Source organism: Caulobacter soli, from assembly GCF_011045195.1.
GTDB lineage: Bacteria > Pseudomonadota > Alphaproteobacteria > Caulobacterales > Caulobacteraceae > Caulobacter > Caulobacter soli.
This window is the reverse complement of record NZ_CP049199.1, coordinates 2,679,780-2,700,228: the sequence shown is the minus strand read 5'-3', so window position 1 is coordinate 2,700,228 and position 20,449 is coordinate 2,679,780. Positions and strand designations below refer to the sequence as shown.

Genomic DNA, 20,449 nt, shown 5'->3' with positions numbered 1-20,449 from the left:
CGCTCTACGCCTTTGGTGTAGGCGGCGCGCGCGATCCTCGGGCGGCGAGGCCGCCGTCAACCTATCCCGAGGTCGAGGCCAGGCATGGGAACGCGGCCTGGGTTTACGCCTGCGGTCGAGGCTGGGCTGTTCGACGGCGGAAGGCCGTCTTGGTTCTTGTCCAAGACTTCATCGCTAGTCTAGGTCGATCGACATCTTTCCTGTGTTCTCGGTTTTCGGTGATGCGTTTTCATCGTCCATAGTATCGATATGACTGACTGTAGATAATCATAACATCCTTGGAGCATTAAAGCCGAGGAGAAGAGCAGTGAAGATCGTCGTTATCGGTGGAACCGGCCTGATCGGTTCAAGCGTGGTCGCCAATCTCGCCCGCCTGGGTCACGAGGCCGTCGCGGCCGCGCCGAACACCGGCGTCAATACGCTGACCGGTGAAGGTCTGGCCGAGGCCCTAGTCGGGGCCGACATCGTCGTGGACGTCGCTAACTCTCCGGTGTTCGACGCCGCCCCGGCGCTCGACTTCTTCCTGACCTCGGGCCGCAACCTGATGGCGGCCGGCCAGGCCGCGGGCGTCAAGCATCACATCGCCCTGTCGGTGGTCGGGACCGAGCGCCTGCAGGACAGCGGCTATTTCCGCGCCAAGCTGGTTCAGGAGGCGCTGATCAGGGCCTCGACGCTTCCCTACACGATCCTGCGTTCGACCCAGTTCTTCCCGTTCGTGGCGGGGATCGTCCAGGCCGGCCTCGTCGGCGACGAGGTTCACGTGTCGCCCGCCCTGGTCCAGCCGATCGCCGCCAGCGACGTGGCCGCCGCGCTGACCAACGTCGTCTTGGGTCAGCCGGTCAACGGCATTGTCGAGGTCGCCGGGCCCGCCGCTTTCGGCCTGGACAAGTTCGTCGCACGCTACCTAGAGGCCAAGGGCGACACGCGGAAGGTCGTATCGGACCCCAAGGCGTCCTATTTCGGCGTCGAGCTGGAGGCGCGGTCGCTGACCCCCGGGGATCATCCAACCCTGGGTTTGACCACCTTCGAGGACTGGCTGAGCGACAACGTCCCGACCGCCGTTTGATCGACCGACGCCCAGCCGCCTTGCTCCCCATCGCGGCTGGGCGCAACTCTTTGCGGACGAGGTCTGTTTCACGACCCGGCGCCCGCGCGCTTACAGGATGACGCCATGACCAGCTCGAACCCCGAAGCGTCGGCTCGCCCCGACCTGACCCAGGGCGTGGCGGTCGACGAGATCCCCATCGACGGTGTGTTCGCGGGGCTGGTCGGCGAGGATCCCGTGATCCTGGCCCGAGTGGACGGCGCGATCGTCGCCCTGGATGGGGCTTGCACCCACTACAGCGGCGCGCTGCATGACGGCCTGCGGACGGGCCACACCATCAACTGTCCTTTGCATCACGCCTGCTTCGACCTGCGCACGGGCCTGGCCCTGAAGGCGCCGGCCTTGGCGCCGCTGAACCGTTGGAAGGTCGAGGCGGAGGGCGACCGCGTCTTCGTCCGCGAGAAACTGCCCGCCGGAGGCGAAAGTCTGGCGCCGGATCGCGACGCGTCGAACGATCCCAAATCCATCGTCATCGTCGGTGGTGGGGCGGCGAGCTTCGCGGCCGCCCAGCGCTTGCGGGATCTCGGCTTCACCGGCGCCCTGACAATGCTCAGCGCCGACCGGGACGCGCCCTACGACCGACCGAACGTCTCGAAGGACTACCTCTCAGGCGACGCCGACCCGTCCTGGATGCCGCTGAAGGGCGAGGACTTCTATCGGGAGCACGACATCATCCTGCGCACGAACACATGGGTCCAGGCGATCGACACGACCGCCCGCGTCGTGACGCTGCAGGGCGGCGAAACCCTGGCCTACGAGGCGCTGCTGCTGGCCACGGGCGCGGAGCCGAACCGGCCGCCGGGCTTCGACCACGACAATGTTCACCTGCTGCGCAGCCTGGCCGACGGTGACCGGCTGATCACGGCGTCGAAATCGGCCGCTCGTGTCGCCGTGGTCGGCTCCAGCTTCATCGGCCTGGAAGCCGCGGCGTCGTTGCGCCTGCGCGGCTTGGAGGTCCATGTCATCGGCCCCGACGCCACGCCGCTGGAAAGCAAGCTCGGCGCCGAGCTGGGTGGCCTGATCAAGGCGGCGCATGACCAGCACGGCGTTCGCTTCCACCTGGGCCGCAAGGTCGACAGCTTCGACGGCGAGCGTCTTACGCTGGATGACGGCTCGGTGGTCGAGACTGATCTCGTCGTGCTTGGCGTCGGAGTCAAGCCGCGGCTGGAACTGGCTCAGGCCGCGGGTCTGGCGATGGATCGCGGAGTCATGGTCGACGCCGCCATGCGCACCAGCGATCCGCATGTCTTCGCGGCCGGAGATATCGCCCGCTATCCCAGCCCGGTGGGCGGGCCGCCGATCCGCGTCGAGCATTGGGTCGTCGCCGAGCGCCAGGGACAGGCCGCCGCCGCCGCCATGCTCGGCCTGGAGACCGCCGGCGAGCCGCCGTATTTCTGGAGCGCCCACTACGACCTGACGATCCGCTATGTCGGTCACGCCGAGGATTGGCACGCCATCGAGGTGACCGGCTCTGTCATCGATCGGGACGCCGAGGTGGCCTATCTGAAGGACGGCCGCGTGGTGGCGGTCGCGACGGTCAATCGCGATCTGGCCTCGCTGAAGGCGGCCCAGGCCTTCGTCGCAGGTTGAGGCGGGACTTCAATGGCTTCGCGCGCCCTCGGTATTCCGGGGGCGCGCGAAACGTTGGAGCTCAGGCGGCGGTCTTGCCCGCGCGCCGGAGCCACAGATCGAACTCGGTGTGGCCGAAGCGCGGGACGGCGCCCGAGATCAGGGTCTCGTCGTTGAGTGTCGCGCCGAAATAGAGCGCGGCCGGATCGGCGACGACAGGGCGCTGATCCCGCCGAGCAGCCAGGAAGCGGCGGACCAGGTCGTCGAGGCGAAACAGGTCGGGACCCGCCACTTCGATCGTGTTGTTGGCCGGGGCGCGCTCGACGATATCGGCCAGGGCGGCGGCGACGTCCTCGGCGGCGATGAACTGCACCCGGGCCGGGGCCAGCCGCACCGCGTCGCCGTCCAGGCTGTCGTCCACGACCGCGTCCAGGAACTCGAAGAACTGCGTCGAGCGCAGGATGGAATAGGGCACGCCGCCGGCCTGGACCAACTTCTCCTGGGCCAGCTTGGCTCGGAAATAGCCGCTGGCTTGCAGGCGTTCGCAGCCGACGATCGACAGCGCCAGATAGTGGCGCACGCCCTCGGCGGCGGCCGCTTCAAGGATATTGCGGCTTGAGGTTTCGAAGAACCTCATGGCCGTTTCGTCGTCGAACGACGGCGCGTTGAGGACGTCGACCACCGCTTCGGCGCCGACCATGACGTCGTCCAGCCCTTGCCGGGTCAGGACATCCACCCCAGCCGCTCGGGACGCGATCCGGACTTCGTGGCCTCGGCGGCGGAGGATATCGACGAGCTTGGAACCGACGACGCCGGTTCCGCCTGCGACTACGATCTTCATGGCGTTCACCCCTGCCTGCGCGTGGACTTGGGAGCGATCGGCGAGCCTTGCAGGCTGGCGCTCAGCCAATCGTGGAAGCGGGTCGAGGCGATGCGCGGCGTGGGGCCCGGCAGCAGGGACTCGTCGTTCAGCCGCGCGCCGAAATAGGGCGCGTCAGGGTCGGGCAAGACGCGGCGGGGATCCTCCAGGGCGGTCAGAACCTCGGTGGCCAGTTCGTCGAGCCGGAAGCGTTCCGGGCCGGCGACCTCGACTGTACCGTTCAGAGCGGCGCTCAGCGCAAGATCGGCCAGGGTTTCGGCCACGTCCTCGCCGGCGATCGGCTGCACGCGGGCGGGCGAGATGACCACGTCGCGGGCCGATCCGTCCTGCACCACGCCGCTGATGAATTCGAAGAATTGGGTCGAGCGCAGGATGCTGTAGGGCAGGCCGGAGTCCTTGATCAGGTCCTCCTGGATCTTCTTGGCCTGGAAGTAGCCGCTGGCCTGCAGGCGATCGGTTCCGACGATCGACAGAGCGACGTGGCGTCGGACGCCCGCCGCCTTGGCCGCGGCCAGCAGATTGCGGCCCGAGGTCTCGAAGAACGCCCGCGCCGCCGCGCCGTCGAGCGACGGCGACTGGGTGACGTCGACCACCACCTCGGCGCCGGTCAGAGCCTGATCCAGGCCCTCGCGGGTGATGGTGTTCACACCGAACGAGGGCGAAGCCTCCAGGACGCGGTAGTCTTCCTGACGAAGATTGTAGACGAGCTTCTCTCCGATCCGCCCGCTGCCGCCAACCACCACGATCTTCATCTCGGATCCCTCCATCAAGGCCGGTCGGCCATGACGGAAAGGCTAGGACTCGGGGCGGGATGGGGTCGATTGGGTGAAAGGGCGAGGGGAGGCTATACCGCCGTATAGGTGTCGGCCGGGCGCGGCGGTGCGACCCGGCCGGAAACGCGGCTAGACCTGAAGGCCCTCGCTGGCCAGGGCCGCCGCGACGGCGGGGCGGGCCTTCATGCGCTCGAAATAGGCGGTCAGTGGCGGAGACAGGATCACGCCGTTGGGCTTGGCCCAGGTCATGATCACGAACAGGTAGGGATCGGCCACGGTGAGCTTGGAGCCCAGCAGGTAGTCGTCCTTCAGGCTGGCGGCGAGATAGTCCAGGCGCAGCGTGGCTAGGGCGCGAGCCTTCTCCTTCTCCGCCTCGGTGACGTCCGGAATGAAGAAGGTATGGAAGCTCTTGTGCACCTCGGTGGAGATGTAGGCCAGGGCTTCCAGCAGTCGAAACCAGCCCAGCGGGCCTTCGGGGCGCAGCTTCGGCGACTGCTCGGCGATCCAGGAAAGGATGGCGATGTTCTCGGTGATCATGTCGCCGCCGTCGAGCACCACGGTGGGCACATAGCCCTTGGGATTGATGGCGGCGTAATCCGCCCCGGTCTCGGTGATCCGGGCGTGCAGATCGACCCGTTCGAAGTCGCAGGGAATGCCGGCCTCGGCCAAGGCGATCCGGTCGGCGAGGCTGCAGGCGCCGATGGCGTAGTAGAGTTTCATGAGGACAGGTCTCCCGCGAAGCGTTGGTTTGAGAGACGAGGTTACGTCGGGGGTTCGGGTGGGCGTGATTGGAGCGAAGGAACAGGGCGACCCATACCGACGTACAGGTCGATTTCAGGTCTGAGCCGCGGCCGGGATGACAACGCTGAACACCGCGCCGCCTTCGGGATGGTTGGCCGCCGTGATTGTTCCGCCGTGGGCGGCGATGATCGACTGGCAGATAGCCAGGCCGATGCCCATGCCGTCTTCCTTGGTGCTGAAGAAGCCTTCGAAGACACGCTCCAGATCGTCCGGCGGGATTCCGGGGCCACTGTCGCGCACGGTAAGTCTCGCTCGGCCGGCGTCGTCCACATCGGTGGCCAGCGTGATGTCGCGTTGGTCGCGATCGGTCAACCGCATCGCCTGGATGCTATTGACCAGCAGGTTGACGACCACCTGCTGTAGCTGAACCCGGTCGCCCAGGATGGGGGGCAAGCCCCCGCCGAACGCCAAGGCGACCTTGACCGATTTGTCATCGCTCTCGTGACGAATGAAGACCAGGGCTTGGCGAACGACCTCGTTGAAATCGAGCCGGGTGCGTACGGGCTCGCGCTTGCCGGCCATGTCCTGGATACGCTCGATGATGTCGCTGGCCCGCCGGGCGCTGGCGCTGATGCGTTCGGTCAGCTGCCGTACCTTGGGCAGGTTGGGCTCGTCGCGATCCAGCCAGCGTTGGCTGGTTTCGGAATTGGTCAGGATGGCCGACAGGGGCTGCTTGACCTCGTGGGCGATCGACGCGGTCAGCTCGCCAAGGGTCGACAGGCGCGCGGCGTGGCGGAAGTCGGTCTCGACCTGCCGCAGCCGGGCTTCGGCCCCCAGGCGCGCGGTGTTGTCGACCATCATGATCAGGGTGGTGTCCAGCCGTTCGCCCGCCACCGGGAAGGTCATCATCAACGTCACGTCGAGCAGGCGGCCGTCGAAGCTCTTGATCTTGAACGCCTCGACATAGTTCCGCAGCCCCAGGAAGTGCGCGATCGTCACGCGGCGTCCCGAACCGGGCGTGCCGGTGAAGACATAGGCGACGGGGCCGATCAGTTGGGACCGATCGCGCGCGCCCAGCAGCGCCACGGCCTCCTTGTTGGCGTCGGTCACCAGGACGATGTCGCAGGCGATCTCGACCAGTTCCGGGTGTTCGCGCAGATAGGCGTCGATATCGGTGATCCCGTTGGCCCGCAGGCGATCGAAGATGCGCCCGGCAGGCCGCGCATCCACCTGCAGCAGCGGCAGGGGCAAGGCCGAGATCATGTTGTGATAGCGGTCCTGGCTGGCCATCAGCTCCAGCACGGTGCTCGACGGATTCTCCGTCCCGCTGATGCGGACGAAGACGGTGTCCGAGCATCGGGCGTCACCGGCGCGCCAACCGGTCAGGACGACGTCGGTCAACGGGCCCAGCACGCCGATTTCCCGGGTCTCTGTCGCCTGCGGACCGCCGGCGGCGAGCGCCGACAGCAGATCGGCCAGCGCGGCCCGGCCTTGCTCGGGCCATAGGCTGGCGATGGGACGGGCCGTCAGGCGTTCGCGATCGCCGGCCAGGCCAAACAGCCGGATTGCCGCGTCATTGACGTCGAGCACGCGTACCGCGTCGAGGGCGCGTTCCAGCCGGTCCTGGTGCCAGACGGGATCGGCGGTTGCGCCCAGGGCGGCCTCCGCGAGCAGCGGTCGCGCGACGGCGATGCTGAACCGCCAGCAGGGATCCTCGCCGACGCGAGGAAGGCTGGAGGAGCCGGCAGGTGAATAGTGGGTCAGTTCCATACTCGCCTCTCGCGGCTCGTTCGCCATGCCACGAGCGGCTTGATGGCGCTGTTCAGTCGGCGGGTGGTGGCGGGGCGTCGGAGCGGCTCAAGGCGGCGACCAGGTGCCTCAGCAGGACCTGATCGTTGATGGGCTTGGTGAGATAGGCCACCGCGCCGGAGTCCAGGACGCGGGCCCGGGTGGCGGTATCGGACTGGGCCGAGATGACGATCACCGGCAGGGTCGGCTCGGAGAGGCGCAAGCGCCGTTGGAGCGCCAGTCCGCTTTCGCCCATCAGATTGAGGTCCGTGACCACGGCCGTGAAACGCCCCGGTCCGTGCGCGGCCATGAAGCTCTCCGCGCCGTCGAAGGTCTGGCAGTCGTAGCCGAAGACCTCCAGAAGCTCCGCCAACGCCTGACGCAACGCCTCGTCGTCGTCGATGATCGCGAACAGAGGCGCTGGGGACAAGTTGGAAGCCTTTACGCGGCGGGACTTGGTCGTTGGCCCTATCCATTGTCCTGTTCCCCGTCCGGTTCTAGCTATACGAAAGTCTAGCTGGGGATCTCGTCGCGCAGGTTGTCGGGCAGGGATTGCCACGCACGCACGAGGTGGGTGACGAAGGGGGTCTGCATCTTCTTCATCACGCTGCTGCGATGGAGCTTCACGGTCACTTCGGTGATGCCCAGCTCGTAGGCGATCTGCTTGTTGAGCGCGCCCTGCACCACGGCTCGCATCACTTGGCGCTCCCGCGGCGTCAGGGTCTGGAACAGGGCGGCGTTCTGACGCGCGGCGCGGGCGTCGCCGCGCTTGGCCAGATCGGCGGCGATGGCCCGGTTGACAGCGTCCAGCAGGGTCTGGTCCCGCGCCGGCTTGGTCAGGAACTCGACCGCGCCCGCCTTCATCGCCTGCACGGTCATGGGGATGTCGCCGTGGCCGGTCAGGAAGATTATCGAGGTGACGATGCCGTGGTTGGCCAGGTGGCTCTGGAAATCCAGCCCGCTCAGACCCGGCATCCGCACGTCCAGGATCATGCATCCGGGGCGATCCAGGACGTCGGCTTCCATCAGTTCGCGGGTCGAGCCGAAGCCCGCCGCGTCGATCCCGACCGACTCCATCAGTTCGCAGATCGAGAGGCGAACCGCCTCGTCGTCGTCGACAACGATGACCAATGGCGCGGACTCGATGATGTGGGATTCCGCGCCTGAGGCGTCGTGGCCGCGTTCGGCGCTGCTCGAACCTCGCGCCGCGCCGCTGGAGGACAGTGGGATCGCGCCGCGACCGACCGTCAGCGAGATGAGTTCAGCCATCGGTAGACCTCCTGCGCGCTCCGGCCCTGACGGCCGTGATCCGTGTTTGCTCTCGCGTCGCCACCCGAGCATCCAGCCAGCCGCTGACTTCGGGGACGAATTCGGATGGGGCGGGAACGCCTTGGACGATGGCGAGCAGGCTGGTCCGCGCCATTTCGGCGCGCATGCTCTTTTCGGCGCGCAGCATGACCGCGTGGATGCCGCAGACGCTGCGATTGGCCCAGGCGGGGACGCCGCCGCTGAACAGCACGCAGTTCTCGCGCACGTCCTTGCAGTTGAAGACCGACCTGCGCCCGTCGATCGCGTCAACGACGTCCAGCACCGTGATGGCCTCGGGCGGACGAGCCAGCAGGTAACCGCCCCCGATGCCGCCGGTCGACGCGACGATGCCGGCTTTTTCCAGCTTGGACAGGATCTTGGCGACCATCGACGCGGGCGCGCCCTGAAGCTCGGCGAGATCGCGACTGCTGGCGGGTGTTTCCCGTCCGACCAGCCAGGTCAGGCAGTGAAGGCCGTATTCGGCGGCGGCGCCGTAGAGGCTCTGACCGGCGGTCGGCGAGGCCGCGCGAGGACCGCGCCTCGAGGATTCGCTGATGGTCGTCATAACGCCTCCGTCTTGAGTCCGCGTTATAACGCCGCACCTCGATCCGAGCAAGTCGCGATCCCGACAGAGGCCATGACTCAGCCGATATCGACGTCCCGGTCCTCGGCTTCGGTGTCGGCGGCGGAACGGCCGTGGACCTGAAACTCGACATGGGCCGGGGAGAAGGCGACACGGTCCGCGATCGCGGCGAAGGGTGCGTTGGGCGCTTCGTAGGACCAGGCGACGTTGTCGACGATGTGCTGGTCCCGATAGATCGTGAAGTAGCGCGCGTCGCCCTTGTCGGGATCGTGCGTGACCTTGTCGGTCTGGCTCAGGAAGACCATGAACACGTGCTTGCGCGGAAAGTAGTAGACGGGCGGATGGCCGGCCTCGCGCAGCGCGATGACGTCGTCGCTGTCGGCGATGTCATGGCCCTCGAACAGAGCGCGCACGCGGGTTGGCTCGTGGACGAGCGTGAAGGTCGGAGCGGGTTCGGAAGTCGTCATGTCGCACCTGTTCTGAAGCTCAATTTGAGACGAGACGCGCCGACGGGAAGCAATGCCCGTCGCCGCGCTTGAGGTCGGGTGAGCCGGACAGGTTGGGCGCTCGTCTACCGTTTCGTTGGTCGCAAGATGAAACCGGAAAAACTCTTGCGTTCGCCATCCCCGCCACGTCCGATTAACACGGCTCGACCTTAGGGATAGGGCAGCGCCGGCTGGCTCGAAATTATACGCTCGGCGAACCTCTTCACGTCGCAAGGCCTTGGCTGGACTAGACTAAGGGATAGGTCGGGCGGAGGACGGAGGGCGCTCGAACTCCGGGCCTGGGCGCGGGAGCTTCTCCAAGCCAATCAGATTGGCTCGCTCTCCATGCGGCGGGCGTCGCGGCCATGCGCGCGCCGCCAGGCATGCGGCGGTGCGCCATATTGGCGATGGAACAGGCGCGTGAGGTGAGGTTGGTCGGCCAGGCCGCAGGCTAGCGCCACGTCGCTGATCGGCCGATCGGTGGTGGTCAGCAAAACGCGCGCGCGCTCCAGCCGCAGCACCCTTACGTACCGCGAGAAGGGCTGGCTGAACGTCTTCTTGAAAGCGCGGGAGAAGTGGCTGGCGCTGATCCGGACCAGGGCCGCCGCCTCGTCCAGGCGAAGTTGGGTGTCGAGGTTCTTGTCGATATGCGTCATCAGCCGGTTGGCTTGCCATGGAGCCAGCCCGCCGGAACGCGGAAAGGAGTCGGGCCGGCCGCCCACGATCTGGATGGCGGCGGTCAGCTTGGCCTTCGCGGACGTCTGTTCTGGCGTGAGTTGCTCCAGGGCGCCGGCCAGGAGCATGGCTACGGTCCGTTCAGTCGCCGAGGACCCGGAAACGGATGATGCGCGCTGGCCGCGAGCCGCCGTGTCCGTAAAGAAGGTTGCTGGCTCCATGGCGCGGGTTCCGTCTCTGCCTTCGCGTTCGCCGCCCCGGAATGGTGGGAAAACGAACGGTTCGAGGATGAGGATATGGACGGCGACGCCCCGCATCGATCCGACTGAAGGATGGTCCGCCCCTATACCGTGGGTTAGGGGCGAACGACCTTCAGCGTCACGCCGTGCGTGAGGCTATGTCCGTGACGTGCGGGAGCGAAGTCATGATCCGGCGGACTATCACCCTGGAGAATTGGGTGACGCGGTCATGCCCTCGGCGCGACGACCCTAGACCTTGGCAGGGGGAGGGCGGGTCCTTTCGCGAGATGGGCCGGGCCCATGCCGACGCGCATCCTTTGGGTCCTGAGCCGACTTGGCCGATCCACGGAGATGACGATGCGCAAGACCCTCCAAACCCTGTCTCTGGTCGCCGTCCTGGCGCTTGGCGGCGTCGCGGCGAGCCAGGCGGCGGGGCCGGACGTCAAGCCGACGATCGTGCTGGTGCATGGGGCGTTCGCCGATTCCTCGGGCTGGAACGGCGTGGTGTCGAGGCTCGATCGCGACGGCTATCGGGTCATCGCCGCGGCCAATCCCCTGCGTAGCCTGAGTTCGGACGCCGCGTCGGTGTCGGCCTTGGTCAAGTCCATTCCCGGCCCCGTCGTCCTGGTGGGTCATTCCTATGGCGGCGGCGTGATCACCGAGGCGGCCGAAGGGAACGGCAATGTCCAGGCTCTGGTCTATGTCGCCGGCTTCCTGCCCGACACGGGCGAGTCGGCCCTGTCGCTGTCGGGCAAGTTCCCGGGCGGCACGCTGGCGACGGCCCTGGCCCCGGTGGTGCTGCCGGACGGCGACGAGGACTTCTATATCCAGCCCACCAAGTTCCACGACCAGTTCGCGGCCGACGTGCCAGCCGGCGTGGCGGCTCTGATGGCGGCGACCCAGCGTCCGGTGACCGGGCGCGCGTTGTCCGACATGGCCACGGCGCCGACCTGGAAGCGGCTGCCGTCCTACGTGATCTACGGCTCGGCCGATCGCAACATCCCCGCCGAGACCGAGCGGTTCATGGCCGAACGGGCCAAGGCGCGCAAAACCGTCGCCGTCGAGGGGGGCTCTCACGCCTTGATGGTTTCGCACCCCGACCAGGTCGCCACTCTGATCGAGGACGCCGCCTCGGCGCGATGAGCCTCGACCCGATCGTCATCGGCCAGGAATACGCCGGGCCAGAATCCGAACCCGCTAGCTGGAGACGATGACCGAGGAGTGGTCATCGTCGGGGACGGACCCAGCTACCGCAACCTGTGATGTCGCGAGCCGCTAAGCCTCGCCCTTCGGCAGGAACGGGGCCCAGGCTTCGACCAGGACACCGGGTTGGGCGCTGGTCAGCGAGATGTGGCCGCTGACGAACTCCAGCCGCAAGCGCATGCCGGCCAGGCCCACGCCCTGAACGGGCGCGGCGTTCTCCGGCAAGCCGACGCCATAGTCGCGGATCGCCAGCAGCACCATCTCGCCGGCCTGGCGCAGGCTGATGGTGGCGCGGGGACTGCCGGCGTGACGGTGGACATTGGCCAGGGCCTCCTGGGCGACGCGATACAGCGCCACCTCCGTGGACCGGGCCATCTTCGGAAAATCGTCGGCGATGTCGATCTGGACGCTGAGGCCGGTCCGGCGCGCGAAGCCCTCGACCATCTGCCGGATGGCGGGGCCCAGGCCCATCTCCTCCAGCGCCGGAGGGTGCAGCACGTAGGACAGGCTGCGGATTTCCTCCAGGGCGTTGACCAGCAGGGCCTCGACCTCGACCCGCACCTTTTCGGCGCGGCCCTCGACCTTCATGGCGCTCAGCATCAGCTTGGCCCCGGTCAGGTATTGGGCCGTGCCGTCGTGGAGCTCGCGGGCGATGCGTCGGCGCTCGTCGTCCTCGGCGTGCAGCAGGGAGGCCGTGGCGCGACCCAGGGCGGCCTGGGTGTGGCGCTGAACCGTGATGTCCTCGAGCGTCAGGATGACCAGGGTCCTGTCGTCACGCGAGATGCGCGTCGCGGTCATGCGCACCCAGATCGGACCGTTGGCCATGTTGACCTGGTATTCGTAGCGCAGAGGTCCGGGTTCGCCCGCCAGCAGATCTCGCAAGCCTTTTCTGGCCTCCACCGCATCGGGCGCGTCCAGGCCTTCGCAAAGCGAGATATAGTTGACGCCTAGTCCGTAATCATCCAGCGGCAACGCGTTGAATTCAGCGAACTGCATCCAGGCGTCATTCACCGCGATGATTTCGCCCTTGTCGTTGAGGATCGCCACATTCGCCACGACGCTGTCGAGTATGGATTCGTGCAAACTAAAGGCGGACCATTCGCTCATTTCCTGAGCCGTATGCATTTGGGTATTCAGTCCTGTGTTCTGCCCACGTGTGTCGCGCGAGTCATCTTTGCACGGCTCGCGCCATGCGGCTTTGGAAAAGAACGCACTGACCTGACGCCGCGCGCACGAAACTTCGAACTTATAGTCCGGACGCAACGTTTGAGGGTGTACTGAATACTGGTCGCCAAATGCGAGGCGAAGGCGTCTGGTTCCAGAGCATTTTGGGAGATGGCCTCGGCGACCATCCTGTCGTTGAGCCTGGATCGCGGCTTCGGGCGCGGGCCTAGGGCTCCAGCCCGTTATAGACCGCCGAGCCTGGCCCGCCGGGCTGGCGCAACACCTGTTGGCGCAGCTTGGGGTCGAAGCTGATGTGCACGCAGCGGCTTTTCTCGTAGATCAGCTGATCGAACTTCAGCCCGCTGTCGCGGACGCGCTTGGCGGCCTCGAGGTCGCTTAGGCCGTCGACATGGAAATCCGCGGCATGGCCCAGGGCGTGGGCCGAGGTGGGCACGCCGCCGACGGCCGCGTTGACCTGGGGATTGCGGTAGGCGCTGGTGATCTCGATCGGTTTGTTGAACAGCGCTCGCACCGCCTCCATGCGTTCGGCCAGGTGCTTCAGATTCTGCAGGTGTGACGGTGTCGGGTCGTTCTTGACGCCCATCGACAGCGCCTTGCTGGAGATGATGAATTCCTCGAGCGAGAAATGCGCGCTGAGCTTCATGGCCGCCCCTCCTGATCTCGCGGAAGGTTAGCGTCTAAATCGTACAATCCAAGCGGGAACTATTGGCGTGGCGGCCTATTGGATGTGGCCGTAGTGGCGAGCGACATAAATCGCGAAATAGATCAACGCGCCTCCGGCGAAGAGCGTGTGGAAGCGACGGCTGAGAATGAAGCAGGCCGCCAGGCACAGACCGACCATCACGGCGATCCGGATGGGATATTCGGGGCCGAGACCCAGGAAATGCGGCAGGCCCTTTAGCAGGGTGTCCAGGATGTCCATCAGGAGGCTGACGATCAGCAGGCCGAAGAACCAGGCCCGCCGCGACATGAAGTAGTCGCCGTATCCGTCGTACTCGCTGATTTCGGTGGGAAAGATCACGCTGCACAGCAGGAACTGCATGGCCGCTTCGGCGATCAGGAAGATGTAGGTCTCGAAGGTCAGGACCCGCAGCTCGCTCAACTGGAACTGCCACCACCAGAAGGCGGTGATCGAGACCATCATGTAGAGCACCCAGCACAGGTGGGGCCACCACAGGTGCTCCCTCTTCGGGTGCTGGATCAGGCCGGCGACGCCGTTCAGCAGGCGCGCCAGGCTCAGGCCCATGATGATGCTGATCATCGTGCGGGCGTGAACCAGGAGATCGTGGCTGGGAGGAGCGACCTGCATTCAGCAAGATGAGCACTCGGCGCGGTTGCGCGCTAGTCCTCTCCGGGCCGTGGCGCCGGCCTCGGAATCCGGGCAACATCGGTGCGTGTCCGACCAGTTCTCCCTCTTTGACGCCCCGCCGGTCACCGACCGGCTGTTCCTGGCGATCTTTCCCGATCCGGCGACGGCGGCCGAGATCGCCCAGCGCGCCGACGCGCTTCGCGCCGCCCATCAGCTAAGCGGCCGGCCCCTGGCGTTCGAGCGGTTTCACATTACCCTGCATCACCTGGGCGACCACGCCGGCGTGCGGCGCGACATCGTGGAAATGGCCAGCGAAGCGGCCGGGGCGATGACGACCTTGCCGTTCGAGGTGGTCTTCGATCGCGCCGCCAGCTTCAACAACGGCGGCAATAATCCGTTAGTGCTGCAAGGCGGCGAAGGGCTGGAGGCGCTGAAGGCTTTCCAGCGCGACCTGGGCCTGGCGATGGCGCGGGCGGGGCTCGGCAAGCGGGTGGACAAGAGCTTCACCCCGCACGTGACGATGCTCTACGACAAGCGCCTGGTCGCGGAGCAGGCGATCCCGCCCATCCGCTGGACCGTCGGCGGCTTCAGCCTGATCCATAGTCTGCTGGGGCGGACCGAGCACGTTTCGTTGGGAAGCTGGACGCTGTGCTGAGCGCCGCGATTTTCCGATCAAGCTGAACCAATCGCCGGGTGGCGCATTGTCTAGCTGTATCCCCCCCTTGATTTGAACTGGCCCCGGAGCCTTCAAGCTCCGGGGTCTTTGTTGTTCAGACGATCGCCGCGGGCTTCAGCAAGGCGGCGACCTGGCCCAGGGCCTCGCGCAACAGTGACGCCTTGGGCGGTCCGCCCAGCGAGATGCGCAGGCCGCCAGGATGGTCGGGCGTCGTGGCGAAGGCGTCGGCCGCGACCAGCGCCAGCCCACGCGCGGCGGCCAGGCCGCGAAGTTCTCCGGCGTTTCGCCCCGTCGGCAGGTCCAGCCAGACGTGCAGGCCTTCGGGGTCACCACGCGCCGTGGGCAGCATCTCGCCGGCGATGGCCCGTCTCGCGCGGGCTTCCAGCCGCACGCCGGCCAGGATCCGTTCCGCGGTTCCGTCGCGGATCCAGCGAACGGCGACGGCCGTGGTCAGCGGTGATCCCATCAGGGCGGTGGCGTGCAGGGCGTCGGCGATCTGTCCGGCCATCGCGCCCGACGGCGCGGCCAGGAAGCCGGCGCGTAGTCCGGGCGACAGGGTCTTGGAGAGAGTGGCGATGTGGAAGCTGCGCTCCGGGATCAGCGAGGCCAGGGCGGGCAGGGGGCTGTCGAACAACCGGCTGTAGGGGTCGTCCTCGATAAGCCAGGCGCCGCTGTCGGCGACGACCGCCGCGATGTCGCGACGTCGCGCCAGGCCCATGGTCGTGGCGACCGGGTTGCGAGTGGTCGGGACCAGATAGACGGCCGCCGGCTGTTCCTCGGCGCAAAGCCGGGCCAGGGCTTCGGGCAGGAAGCCTTCTTCGTCGACCGGGCAAGCGATCAGGCGCAGGCCCAGGCGGGCGGCCAGGGCGATGATACCAGGATAGGTCAGCGGCTCGACCACGACGCCGGCGCCGGGCTTGGCGATCGTGGTCAGGACGGCGACCAGCGCCGGCTGAGCGCCGGGGCAGATCACGATCCGCTCCAGGCCGACCTGGCCCAAGGTCGGCTCCAGCCAGGCGGCGCCGGCGGCGCGTTGGCCCGGCGTGCCCGGTCCGGCGTGATAGGCCATCAGGGTCGCCACGTCGGTGCGATCGAGGATCGTCGCCGTGGTTTCCTTCAGCAGCGCCGTCAGCGACACGCCTTGCGGCGGAGGCGGCAGGTTCATGCTCAGATCGACCAGGCCGGTCTCGTCGTCGATGGCGCGACGACGCACGAAGGTGCCGCGGCCCACGGCGCCCTCGATCAGCCCGCGTTCGCGCGCCGCGCCGTAGGCCCGCGTGACGGTGGTGAAGTCGATACCCAGTTGATCCGCCACGGCGCGCTGGGGCGGCAATTGATCGCCGGGTTGAAGCTCGCCCTCGCGCACGGCCGTCTCGAGGGCCTCGACCAGCGCCAGATAGATCGGCTGCGCGCCGCCTGCGCGGACATGTCTCAGCCAGCCGGCCGTGGGTCTATCCCGGGTCATGGTTGCTTTTCCATGACGCGATACATACATTCACTACAGAATGTATGCAACAAGGCGCGCATTGTATGGAACGGCCCCTCATCACCCATTTCGACAGCCCGACCAGCCTGCAGGCGGGGTTGCAGTGCCGCTGTCCGCGTTGCGGTGAAGGCAAGCTGTTCGGCGGCTTCCTGCGGCTGGCCAAGCGCTGCGATCGCTGCGGGTTGGACTTCAGCTTCGCCGACCCGGCCGATGGCCCGGCCTTCTTCGTGATGACCGGCGTCGGCATCCTGGTGATCGCGGTCTGGGCGTGGGCGGTGATCGCCTGGAGCCCGCCGCTGTGGGTGCAGTTCGCGACGGTCTTTCCGGCCCTGCTGGTCGGCTGTCTGGGCACGCTGCGTCCGGTCAAGGCCTGGCTGGTGGCCGAGCAATACATCCACAACGCCAGCGAGGGCGGCGCCTCGAGCGTTCAGAAGCCGTAAGGGAAGAGGGCGCCCACGACGGGGGCAGGGGTGGACGCCCTCTCCGTCGCGCCGCCCAGAGGCGACGCGCGACCTCACATCACCAGTTGAACAGCGTGCCGTCCTCGAGACGGTTCACCGGCAGGCTGGCGGGGCGATAGGGGAACTGGGCGGCTAGGTCCTCGTCGATGTCGACGCCATGGCCCGGGGTCTCGCCCGGATGCAGGTCGCCGTCCTTGAAGGTGTAGGCGTGCGGGAACACCCGATCGGTGTCGCTGGTGTGCCGCATGTATTCCTGGATGCCGAAGTTCGGGACCCACAGGTCGAAATGCAGGGCCGCGCCCATGCACACCGGCGACAGGTCGGTGGCCCCGTGGAAGCCGGTGCGCACATTGTTGATCTCGGCCAAGCCCGCGATGCGCTTGAGATGCGAGACGCCGCCGGCATGGACGATCGTGGTGCGGATATAGTCGATCAACTGCTCGTCGATCAGCTGCTTGCAGTCCCAGATCGAGCTGAACACCTCGCCCACGGCCAGGGGCGTGGTGGTGTGCTGGCGGATCAGGCGGAAGCTGGCCTGGTTCTCGGCGGGGGTGACGTCTTCCAGCCAGAACGGGCGATAAGGCTCCAGGTCCTTGCCCAGGCGGCCGGCCTCGATCGGGGTCAGGCGGTGATGGCTGTCATGCAGCAGGTGCACGTCCTCGCCCAGCGCCTTGCGGGCCGCTTCGAACAGCTTGGGCACGGTGGGCAGGTACTTGCTGGTCGACCAGACGTTTTCGGTGGGGATCGCCGCGTCGGCGGGCTCGTAGAACAGCTTGTCCTTGGAGACGCCGTAGGTGCTGGGCAGGCCCGGCACGCCGGTCTGCAGGCGGATCGCCTTGTAGCCCATGGACTGGTACTTCAGGGCCTCGTTGATCGTGTCCTCGATCGTCGCGCCGTTGGCGTGGCCGTAGACCATGACCCCGGTTCGGCTGGCGCCGCCCAGCAGCTGATAGAGCGGCAGGCCGGCGATCTTGGCCTTGATGTCCCACAGCGCCACGTCGACGGCGGCGATGGCCGACATCGTCACCGGGCCCCGGCGCCAATAGGCTCCGCGATAGAGGAACTGCCAGATGTCCTCGATCTGGTGAGCGTCGCGGCCGATCAGGCACGGAATCACGTGTTCCTGCAGATAGGCCACGACCGCCAGTTCACGCCCGTTGAGCGTGGCGTCGCCGATGCCGTGCACGCCGTCCTCGGTGGTGATCTTCAGAGTGACGAAGTTGCGCCCCGGGCAGGTGACGATGACCTTGGCGTCGGTGATTTTCGGCATGCGGGGCTTCCGTGACTGCTGATTGCGCGGCCGCCGTCTTCCGGCGATCGAGTGCGTCTCGACGATTCGCTAGGTCTCGCGAGAAGGGTTTAAAAGTGGCCTGACCACTTGCTTTGGTTCCGACGCCAAGTCAAGCGACTCGGGTGGAAACAGTGGGGTGAGGTCAAACTTCGCGAACAGTTTGGCGGATAAAATGTCCAACCATATCGACCATATAGGGCTGATTTCACGCGACTTCGGAAACTGGCGTTGTGGATTTTGAGCAAGAGGCCAGGGGAATGCCTTGAAAGTGGACAGGCCAATTGCTAGGTTCCCGGCAGATCGACGCAGAGCCATCGGGCTCATCAACAAGTCGAGACCTGGGGGATACTCCGTGAAAAGACTACTTTGCTATGCTTCCGTGCCGGCTCTCCTGATGGCGATGACCGGGTCCGCGTTCGCTCAGACCGCGTCGGACCAGACCGCCGCCGCACCCGAGCAGGTCGCTCTCGAAGAAATCGTCGTCACCGCTCAGAAGCGCCAGGAAAACGTCCAGGATGTGCCGCTGGCCGTGGCCGTGGTCACCGCCAAGCAGCTGGAAAGCGCTGGCGTTCGTGACTTCTCGGACGTGGCCCGCGTCGCGCCGTCGCTGACGATCCGCGCGGCCGAGCATCCGGTGAACGCCTCCGTCGCCCTGCGCGGTATCGGCACCTTCGCGTTCGGCATCGGCGTCGAGCCCAGCGTCGCCGTCCAGATCGACGACGTCCCGGTGGCCTTCCAGGCTCGGGCCTTCGCCGACCTGACCGACGTCGAGCGCATCGAAGTGCTGCGCGGCCCGCAAAGCACCCTCTACGGCAAGAGCGCCTCGGCCGGCCTGATCAACATCACCACCCGCGCTCCGTCCAAGGTCATGAGCGTCCTGGCCAATGCGCTGGTCACCGATGACAACGAATATCGCGTCGCCGCCAGCCTCTCGGGTCCGCTCAGCGACACCGTCGGTTTCCGCTTCACCGCCAGCCACAGCGACTATGACGGCAACGTCAAGAACCTGGTGACCGGCGACAAGGTCAACGGCCGCGACGACACCACCATCCGCGGCAAGGTGGTCTGGAAGCCGACCGACAACCTGTCGGTCGATGTCGGCGCCAACTACATGAAGGGCACGTCCACGGCGACCTCGCCGCTGATCCGCCTGTCGCCCAATGCGCTGCTGCGCGGCACGGCTGGCCTGACCCCGGCCGTCGTGCTGCCGGGCATCGTCGCCGGCTCGGACAACCTGAACATCAGCAACGACAGCGATCTCTACGCCAAGAGCGAAGGGTTCGGCCAGTCGCTGCGGATCGCCTACGAGCTGCCCAAGGACTTCAGCCTGATCTCGATCAGCTCGCACGATCAGTTCCGCCTGGACGATCTGCTCGACGCCGACCGCACCTCGTACAAGCCGCTGTTCAACCAGCAGGGCGGCTACTTTAAGTCGGAGAACGTGACGCAGGAAATCCGCCTGCTGTCGCCCGGCTCCGGCCCGTTCCGCTACACCGTCGGCCTGTTCTACGGCGACACCGATCTGACGCGCAGCTTCAAGCGCGGTCCGTCGTTCTCGCAGGCTCAGTGGTACGCCCAGGCCAGCTCGACCGCCAAGGCCGTCTTCGGTCAGGGTGAATGGACCTTCCTGCCGGAAACCACGGCCATCGTCGGTCTGCGCTATCAGCGCGAAGAGATCGGCTATGGCTTCAACGACTATGTCGCCTTGCGCGCCAACCAGAAGGGGGTCTTCACCGGCGGCGCCTCCGACGACGCGGTCACCTACCGCCTGGGCCTGCGTCACAATCTCAGCGACGACGTGATGGTGTTCGGCTCGTATTCGACCGGCCACAAGGGTCAGACCTACGACCTGACCACGGGCTTCAACCAGGCTCGCGCCGATGCGGGTCCGATCCGTCCGGAAACCTCGGACGCCTTCGAGGCCGGCGTGAAGAGCGAGTGGTTCGGCCGTCGCCTGATGCTGAACGCCACCGCCTTCCACGTCGCCTATGACGACTTCCAGGCTCAGGGCATCGAGTTCATCGGCGGCGTCCAGAACTATCGTCTGACCAACGTCGGCAAGGTGATCACCCAGGGCGTCGAGCTGGAAGCCACGGCCCGCGCCACCCGCGACCTGCGCCTGAACGGCTCGATCGCCTATATCGACGCCAAGATCGACACCTTCCCCGGCGCGGCCTGCTGGCCGGGCCAGACGGCGGCGCAGGGCTGCACCGGCACGCCGGGCCGCCAGAACCTGGCCGGAAACACCTTGCCGAACGCGCCGAAATGGAAGCTGAACGGCGGCTTCGACTATTCGCACGCGCTGGGCAACCTGCCGTTCGAAGGCGTCGTGTCGGGCAGCTACAGCTGGCAGAGCAAGGTCAACTTCTCGCTCAACCAGGACCCCGAAACGGTCCAGAAGAGCTACGGCATCCTGAACCTGTCGGCGGGCATCCGCGCGCCGGACGAGCACTATCAACTGGTCGCCTTCGTCAACAACGTGTTCGACAAGGGCTACGCCATCGGCATGGGCAGCCAGTACGGCAACTACGGCAATCAGATCGCCACGGAATTCCAGCCGGCCCGCGACTTCAATCGCTACGCGGGTCTGCGCCTGTCGATCTCCTACTAAGCTCCTCCCCGAGCGCTGGGGCGGGCCTCCGGGTCCGCCCCTTTTTTTATTCGGCGCGGCGCCTGGCGGCTTTTCTCGCTA

Annotated in this window: 20 protein-coding genes; 6 read left to right on the top strand and 14 right to left on the bottom strand. The window is 66.6% G+C overall.

All coding sequences use genetic code 11. The features are described from left to right. Positions 1-307: 307 nt before the first annotated feature. Both G3M62_RS12610 and G3M62_RS12605 read left to right on the top strand, forming a co-directional pair. On the top strand, positions 308-1,066 hold the full coding sequence (locus G3M62_RS12610; protein WP_165187500.1) for an SDR family oxidoreductase: 759 nt from the start codon (positions 308-310) through the stop codon (positions 1,064-1,066). A 105-nt stretch (positions 1,067-1,171) separates the two neighbouring features. Further along, on the top strand, positions 1,172-2,695 hold the full coding sequence (locus G3M62_RS12605) for an FAD-dependent oxidoreductase (protein ID WP_165187498.1): 1,524 nt from the start codon (positions 1,172-1,174) through the stop codon (positions 2,693-2,695). A gap of 61 nt (positions 2,696-2,756) precedes the next feature. On the opposite strand, the gene G3M62_RS12600 is transcribed toward G3M62_RS12605, so the two are convergent. From G3M62_RS12600 to G3M62_RS12560, 9 genes are all read right to left on the bottom strand, one after another. Beyond that, positions 2,757-3,515 carry an SDR family oxidoreductase gene (locus G3M62_RS12600; RefSeq protein ID WP_165187496.1) on the bottom strand — a complete coding sequence of 253 codons (759 nt, stop codon included), beginning with the start codon at positions 3,513-3,515 and terminating at the stop codon, positions 2,757-2,759. Positions 3,516-3,520: 5 nt separating this feature from the next. After that, complete coding sequence (locus tag G3M62_RS12595) at positions 3,521-4,306, bottom strand: SDR family oxidoreductase (protein WP_165187494.1); 786 nt, start codon at positions 4,304-4,306, stop codon at positions 3,521-3,523. A gap of 150 nt (positions 4,307-4,456) precedes the next feature. After that, on the bottom strand, positions 4,457-5,047 hold the full coding sequence (locus tag G3M62_RS12590) for a glutathione binding-like protein (protein WP_165187492.1): 591 nt from the start codon (positions 5,045-5,047) through the stop codon (positions 4,457-4,459). Positions 5,048-5,161: 114 nt separating this feature from the next. After that, positions 5,162-6,838: a sensor histidine kinase gene (locus G3M62_RS12585; RefSeq protein WP_165187490.1), complete on the bottom strand. Its 1,677-nt coding sequence runs from the start codon at positions 6,836-6,838 to the stop codon at positions 5,162-5,164. A gap of 52 nt (positions 6,839-6,890) precedes the next feature. Continuing rightward, positions 6,891-7,286: a response regulator transcription factor gene (locus tag G3M62_RS12580; RefSeq protein ID WP_165187488.1), complete on the bottom strand. Its 396-nt coding sequence runs from the start codon at positions 7,284-7,286 to the stop codon at positions 6,891-6,893. 83 nt (positions 7,287-7,369) lie between these two features. Then, positions 7,370-8,125, bottom strand: coding sequence for a response regulator transcription factor (locus G3M62_RS12575; RefSeq protein WP_165187486.1), 756 nt, complete (start codon positions 8,123-8,125; stop codon positions 7,370-7,372). After that, the gene (locus G3M62_RS12570) at positions 8,118-8,729 is read right to left on the bottom strand and encodes an RrF2 family transcriptional regulator (protein ID WP_165187484.1); all 612 of its coding nucleotides are present in this window, start codon (positions 8,727-8,729) and stop codon (positions 8,118-8,120) included. Before G3M62_RS12570 ends, G3M62_RS12575 begins: the two co-directional genes overlap by 8 nt. Positions 8,730-8,806: 77 nt before the next feature. Beyond that, positions 8,807-9,214 (bottom strand): DUF427 domain-containing protein, encoded by a 408-nt coding sequence (locus tag G3M62_RS12565; RefSeq protein ID WP_165187483.1) that lies wholly within the window; start codon positions 9,212-9,214, stop codon positions 8,807-8,809. A 344-nt stretch (positions 9,215-9,558) separates the two neighbouring features. Then, on the bottom strand, positions 9,559-10,224 hold the full coding sequence (locus G3M62_RS12560) for a helix-turn-helix domain-containing protein (protein WP_165187481.1): 666 nt from the start codon (positions 10,222-10,224) through the stop codon (positions 9,559-9,561). A gap of 279 nt (positions 10,225-10,503) precedes the next feature. Between G3M62_RS12560 and G3M62_RS12555 the strand changes: the two genes are divergently transcribed. Next, the gene (locus G3M62_RS12555) at positions 10,504-11,289 is read left to right on the top strand and encodes an alpha/beta fold hydrolase (RefSeq protein ID WP_165187479.1); all 786 of its coding nucleotides are present in this window, start codon (positions 10,504-10,506) and stop codon (positions 11,287-11,289) included. A gap of 132 nt (positions 11,290-11,421) precedes the next feature. Here G3M62_RS12555 and G3M62_RS12550 read toward each other — a convergent pair whose 3' ends face one another. The 3 genes from G3M62_RS12550 to G3M62_RS12540 form a co-directional block, all read right to left on the bottom strand. Then, complete coding sequence (locus G3M62_RS12550; protein ID WP_165187477.1) at positions 11,422-12,456, bottom strand: sensor histidine kinase; 1,035 nt, start codon at positions 12,454-12,456, stop codon at positions 11,422-11,424. Positions 12,457-12,739: 283 nt separating this feature from the next. After that, positions 12,740-13,177, bottom strand: coding sequence for a D-Ala-D-Ala carboxypeptidase family metallohydrolase (locus G3M62_RS12545; RefSeq protein ID WP_165187475.1), 438 nt, complete (start codon positions 13,175-13,177; stop codon positions 12,740-12,742). 75 nt (positions 13,178-13,252) lie between these two features. Further along, on the bottom strand, positions 13,253-13,843 hold the full coding sequence (locus G3M62_RS12540) for a hypothetical protein (protein ID WP_165187473.1): 591 nt from the start codon (positions 13,841-13,843) through the stop codon (positions 13,253-13,255). Between the two features lie 85 nt (positions 13,844-13,928). Between G3M62_RS12540 and G3M62_RS12535 the strand changes: the two genes are divergently transcribed. Beyond that, positions 13,929-14,498 (top strand): 2'-5' RNA ligase family protein, encoded by a 570-nt coding sequence (locus tag G3M62_RS12535; RefSeq protein WP_165187471.1) that lies wholly within the window; start codon positions 13,929-13,931, stop codon positions 14,496-14,498. Between the two features lie 115 nt (positions 14,499-14,613). Here G3M62_RS12535 and G3M62_RS12530 read toward each other — a convergent pair whose 3' ends face one another. After that, a complete protein-coding gene (locus G3M62_RS12530; RefSeq protein WP_246263263.1) occupies positions 14,614-15,984 on the bottom strand; it encodes an aminotransferase-like domain-containing protein in 1,371 nt (456 codons plus the stop codon). A gap of 65 nt (positions 15,985-16,049) precedes the next feature. Here G3M62_RS12530 and G3M62_RS12525 point away from each other — a divergent pair, with 65 nt between their 5' ends. Then, positions 16,050-16,445: a DUF983 domain-containing protein gene (locus G3M62_RS12525; protein ID WP_165187467.1), complete on the top strand. Its 396-nt coding sequence runs from the start codon at positions 16,050-16,052 to the stop codon at positions 16,443-16,445. 79 nt (positions 16,446-16,524) lie between these two features. On the opposite strand, the gene manD is transcribed toward G3M62_RS12525, so the two are convergent. After that, positions 16,525-17,736, bottom strand: a complete 1,212-nt coding sequence (manD, locus tag G3M62_RS12520; protein ID WP_165187466.1) for a D-mannonate dehydratase ManD — start codon at positions 17,734-17,736, stop codon at positions 16,525-16,527. A gap of 373 nt (positions 17,737-18,109) precedes the next feature. On the opposite strand from manD, the gene G3M62_RS12515 reads away from it, so the two are divergent. Continuing rightward, on the top strand, positions 18,110-20,368 hold the full coding sequence (locus G3M62_RS12515) for a TonB-dependent receptor (RefSeq protein WP_205691860.1): 2,259 nt from the start codon (positions 18,110-18,112) through the stop codon (positions 20,366-20,368). The last annotated feature ends 81 nt before the right edge of the window (positions 20,369-20,449 follow it).

Bases quoted from the DNA above. Each gene is read 5' to 3' on its own strand.
- G3M62_RS12560 (WP_165187481.1), bottom strand. From the start codon at position 10,224: ATGCGGGGCGTCGCCGTCCATATCCTCATCCTCGAACCGTTCGTTTTC.
- G3M62_RS12530 (WP_246263263.1), bottom strand. From the start codon at position 15,984: ATGACCCGGGATAGACCCACGGCCGGCTGGCTGAGACATGTCCGCGCA.
- G3M62_RS12525 (WP_165187467.1), top strand. From the start codon at position 16,050: ATGGAACGGCCCCTCATCACCCATTTCGACAGCCCGACCAGCCTGCAG.
- G3M62_RS12550 (WP_165187477.1), bottom strand. From the start codon at position 12,456: ATGAGCGAATGGTCCGCCTTTAGTTTGCACGAATCCATACTCGACAGC.
- G3M62_RS12595 (WP_165187494.1), bottom strand. From the start codon at position 4,306: ATGAAGATCGTGGTGGTTGGCGGCAGCGGGCGGATCGGAGAGAAGCTC.
- G3M62_RS12600 (WP_165187496.1), bottom strand. From the start codon at position 3,515: ATGAAGATCGTAGTCGCAGGCGGAACCGGCGTCGTCGGTTCCAAGCTC.
- G3M62_RS12545 (WP_165187475.1), bottom strand. From the start codon at position 13,177: ATGAAGCTCAGCGCGCATTTCTCGCTCGAGGAATTCATCATCTCCAGC.
- G3M62_RS12590 (WP_165187492.1), bottom strand. From the start codon at position 5,047: ATGAAACTCTACTACGCCATCGGCGCCTGCAGCCTCGCCGACCGGATC.
- G3M62_RS12585 (WP_165187490.1), bottom strand. From the start codon at position 6,838: ATGGAACTGACCCACTATTCACCTGCCGGCTCCTCCAGCCTTCCTCGC.
- manD (WP_165187466.1), bottom strand. From the start codon at position 17,736: ATGCCGAAAATCACCGACGCCAAGGTCATCGTCACCTGCCCGGGGCGC.
- G3M62_RS12570 (WP_165187484.1), bottom strand. From the start codon at position 8,729: ATGACGACCATCAGCGAATCCTCGAGGCGCGGTCCTCGCGCGGCCTCG.
- G3M62_RS12565 (WP_165187483.1), bottom strand. From the start codon at position 9,214: ATGACGACTTCCGAACCCGCTCCGACCTTCACGCTCGTCCACGAGCCA.
- G3M62_RS12555 (WP_165187479.1), top strand. From the start codon at position 10,504: ATGCGCAAGACCCTCCAAACCCTGTCTCTGGTCGCCGTCCTGGCGCTT.
- G3M62_RS12575 (WP_165187486.1), bottom strand. From the start codon at position 8,125: ATGGCTGAACTCATCTCGCTGACGGTCGGTCGCGGCGCGATCCCACTG.
- G3M62_RS12605 (WP_165187498.1), top strand. From the start codon at position 1,172: ATGACCAGCTCGAACCCCGAAGCGTCGGCTCGCCCCGACCTGACCCAG.
- G3M62_RS12540 (WP_165187473.1), bottom strand. From the start codon at position 13,843: ATGCAGGTCGCTCCTCCCAGCCACGATCTCCTGGTTCACGCCCGCACG.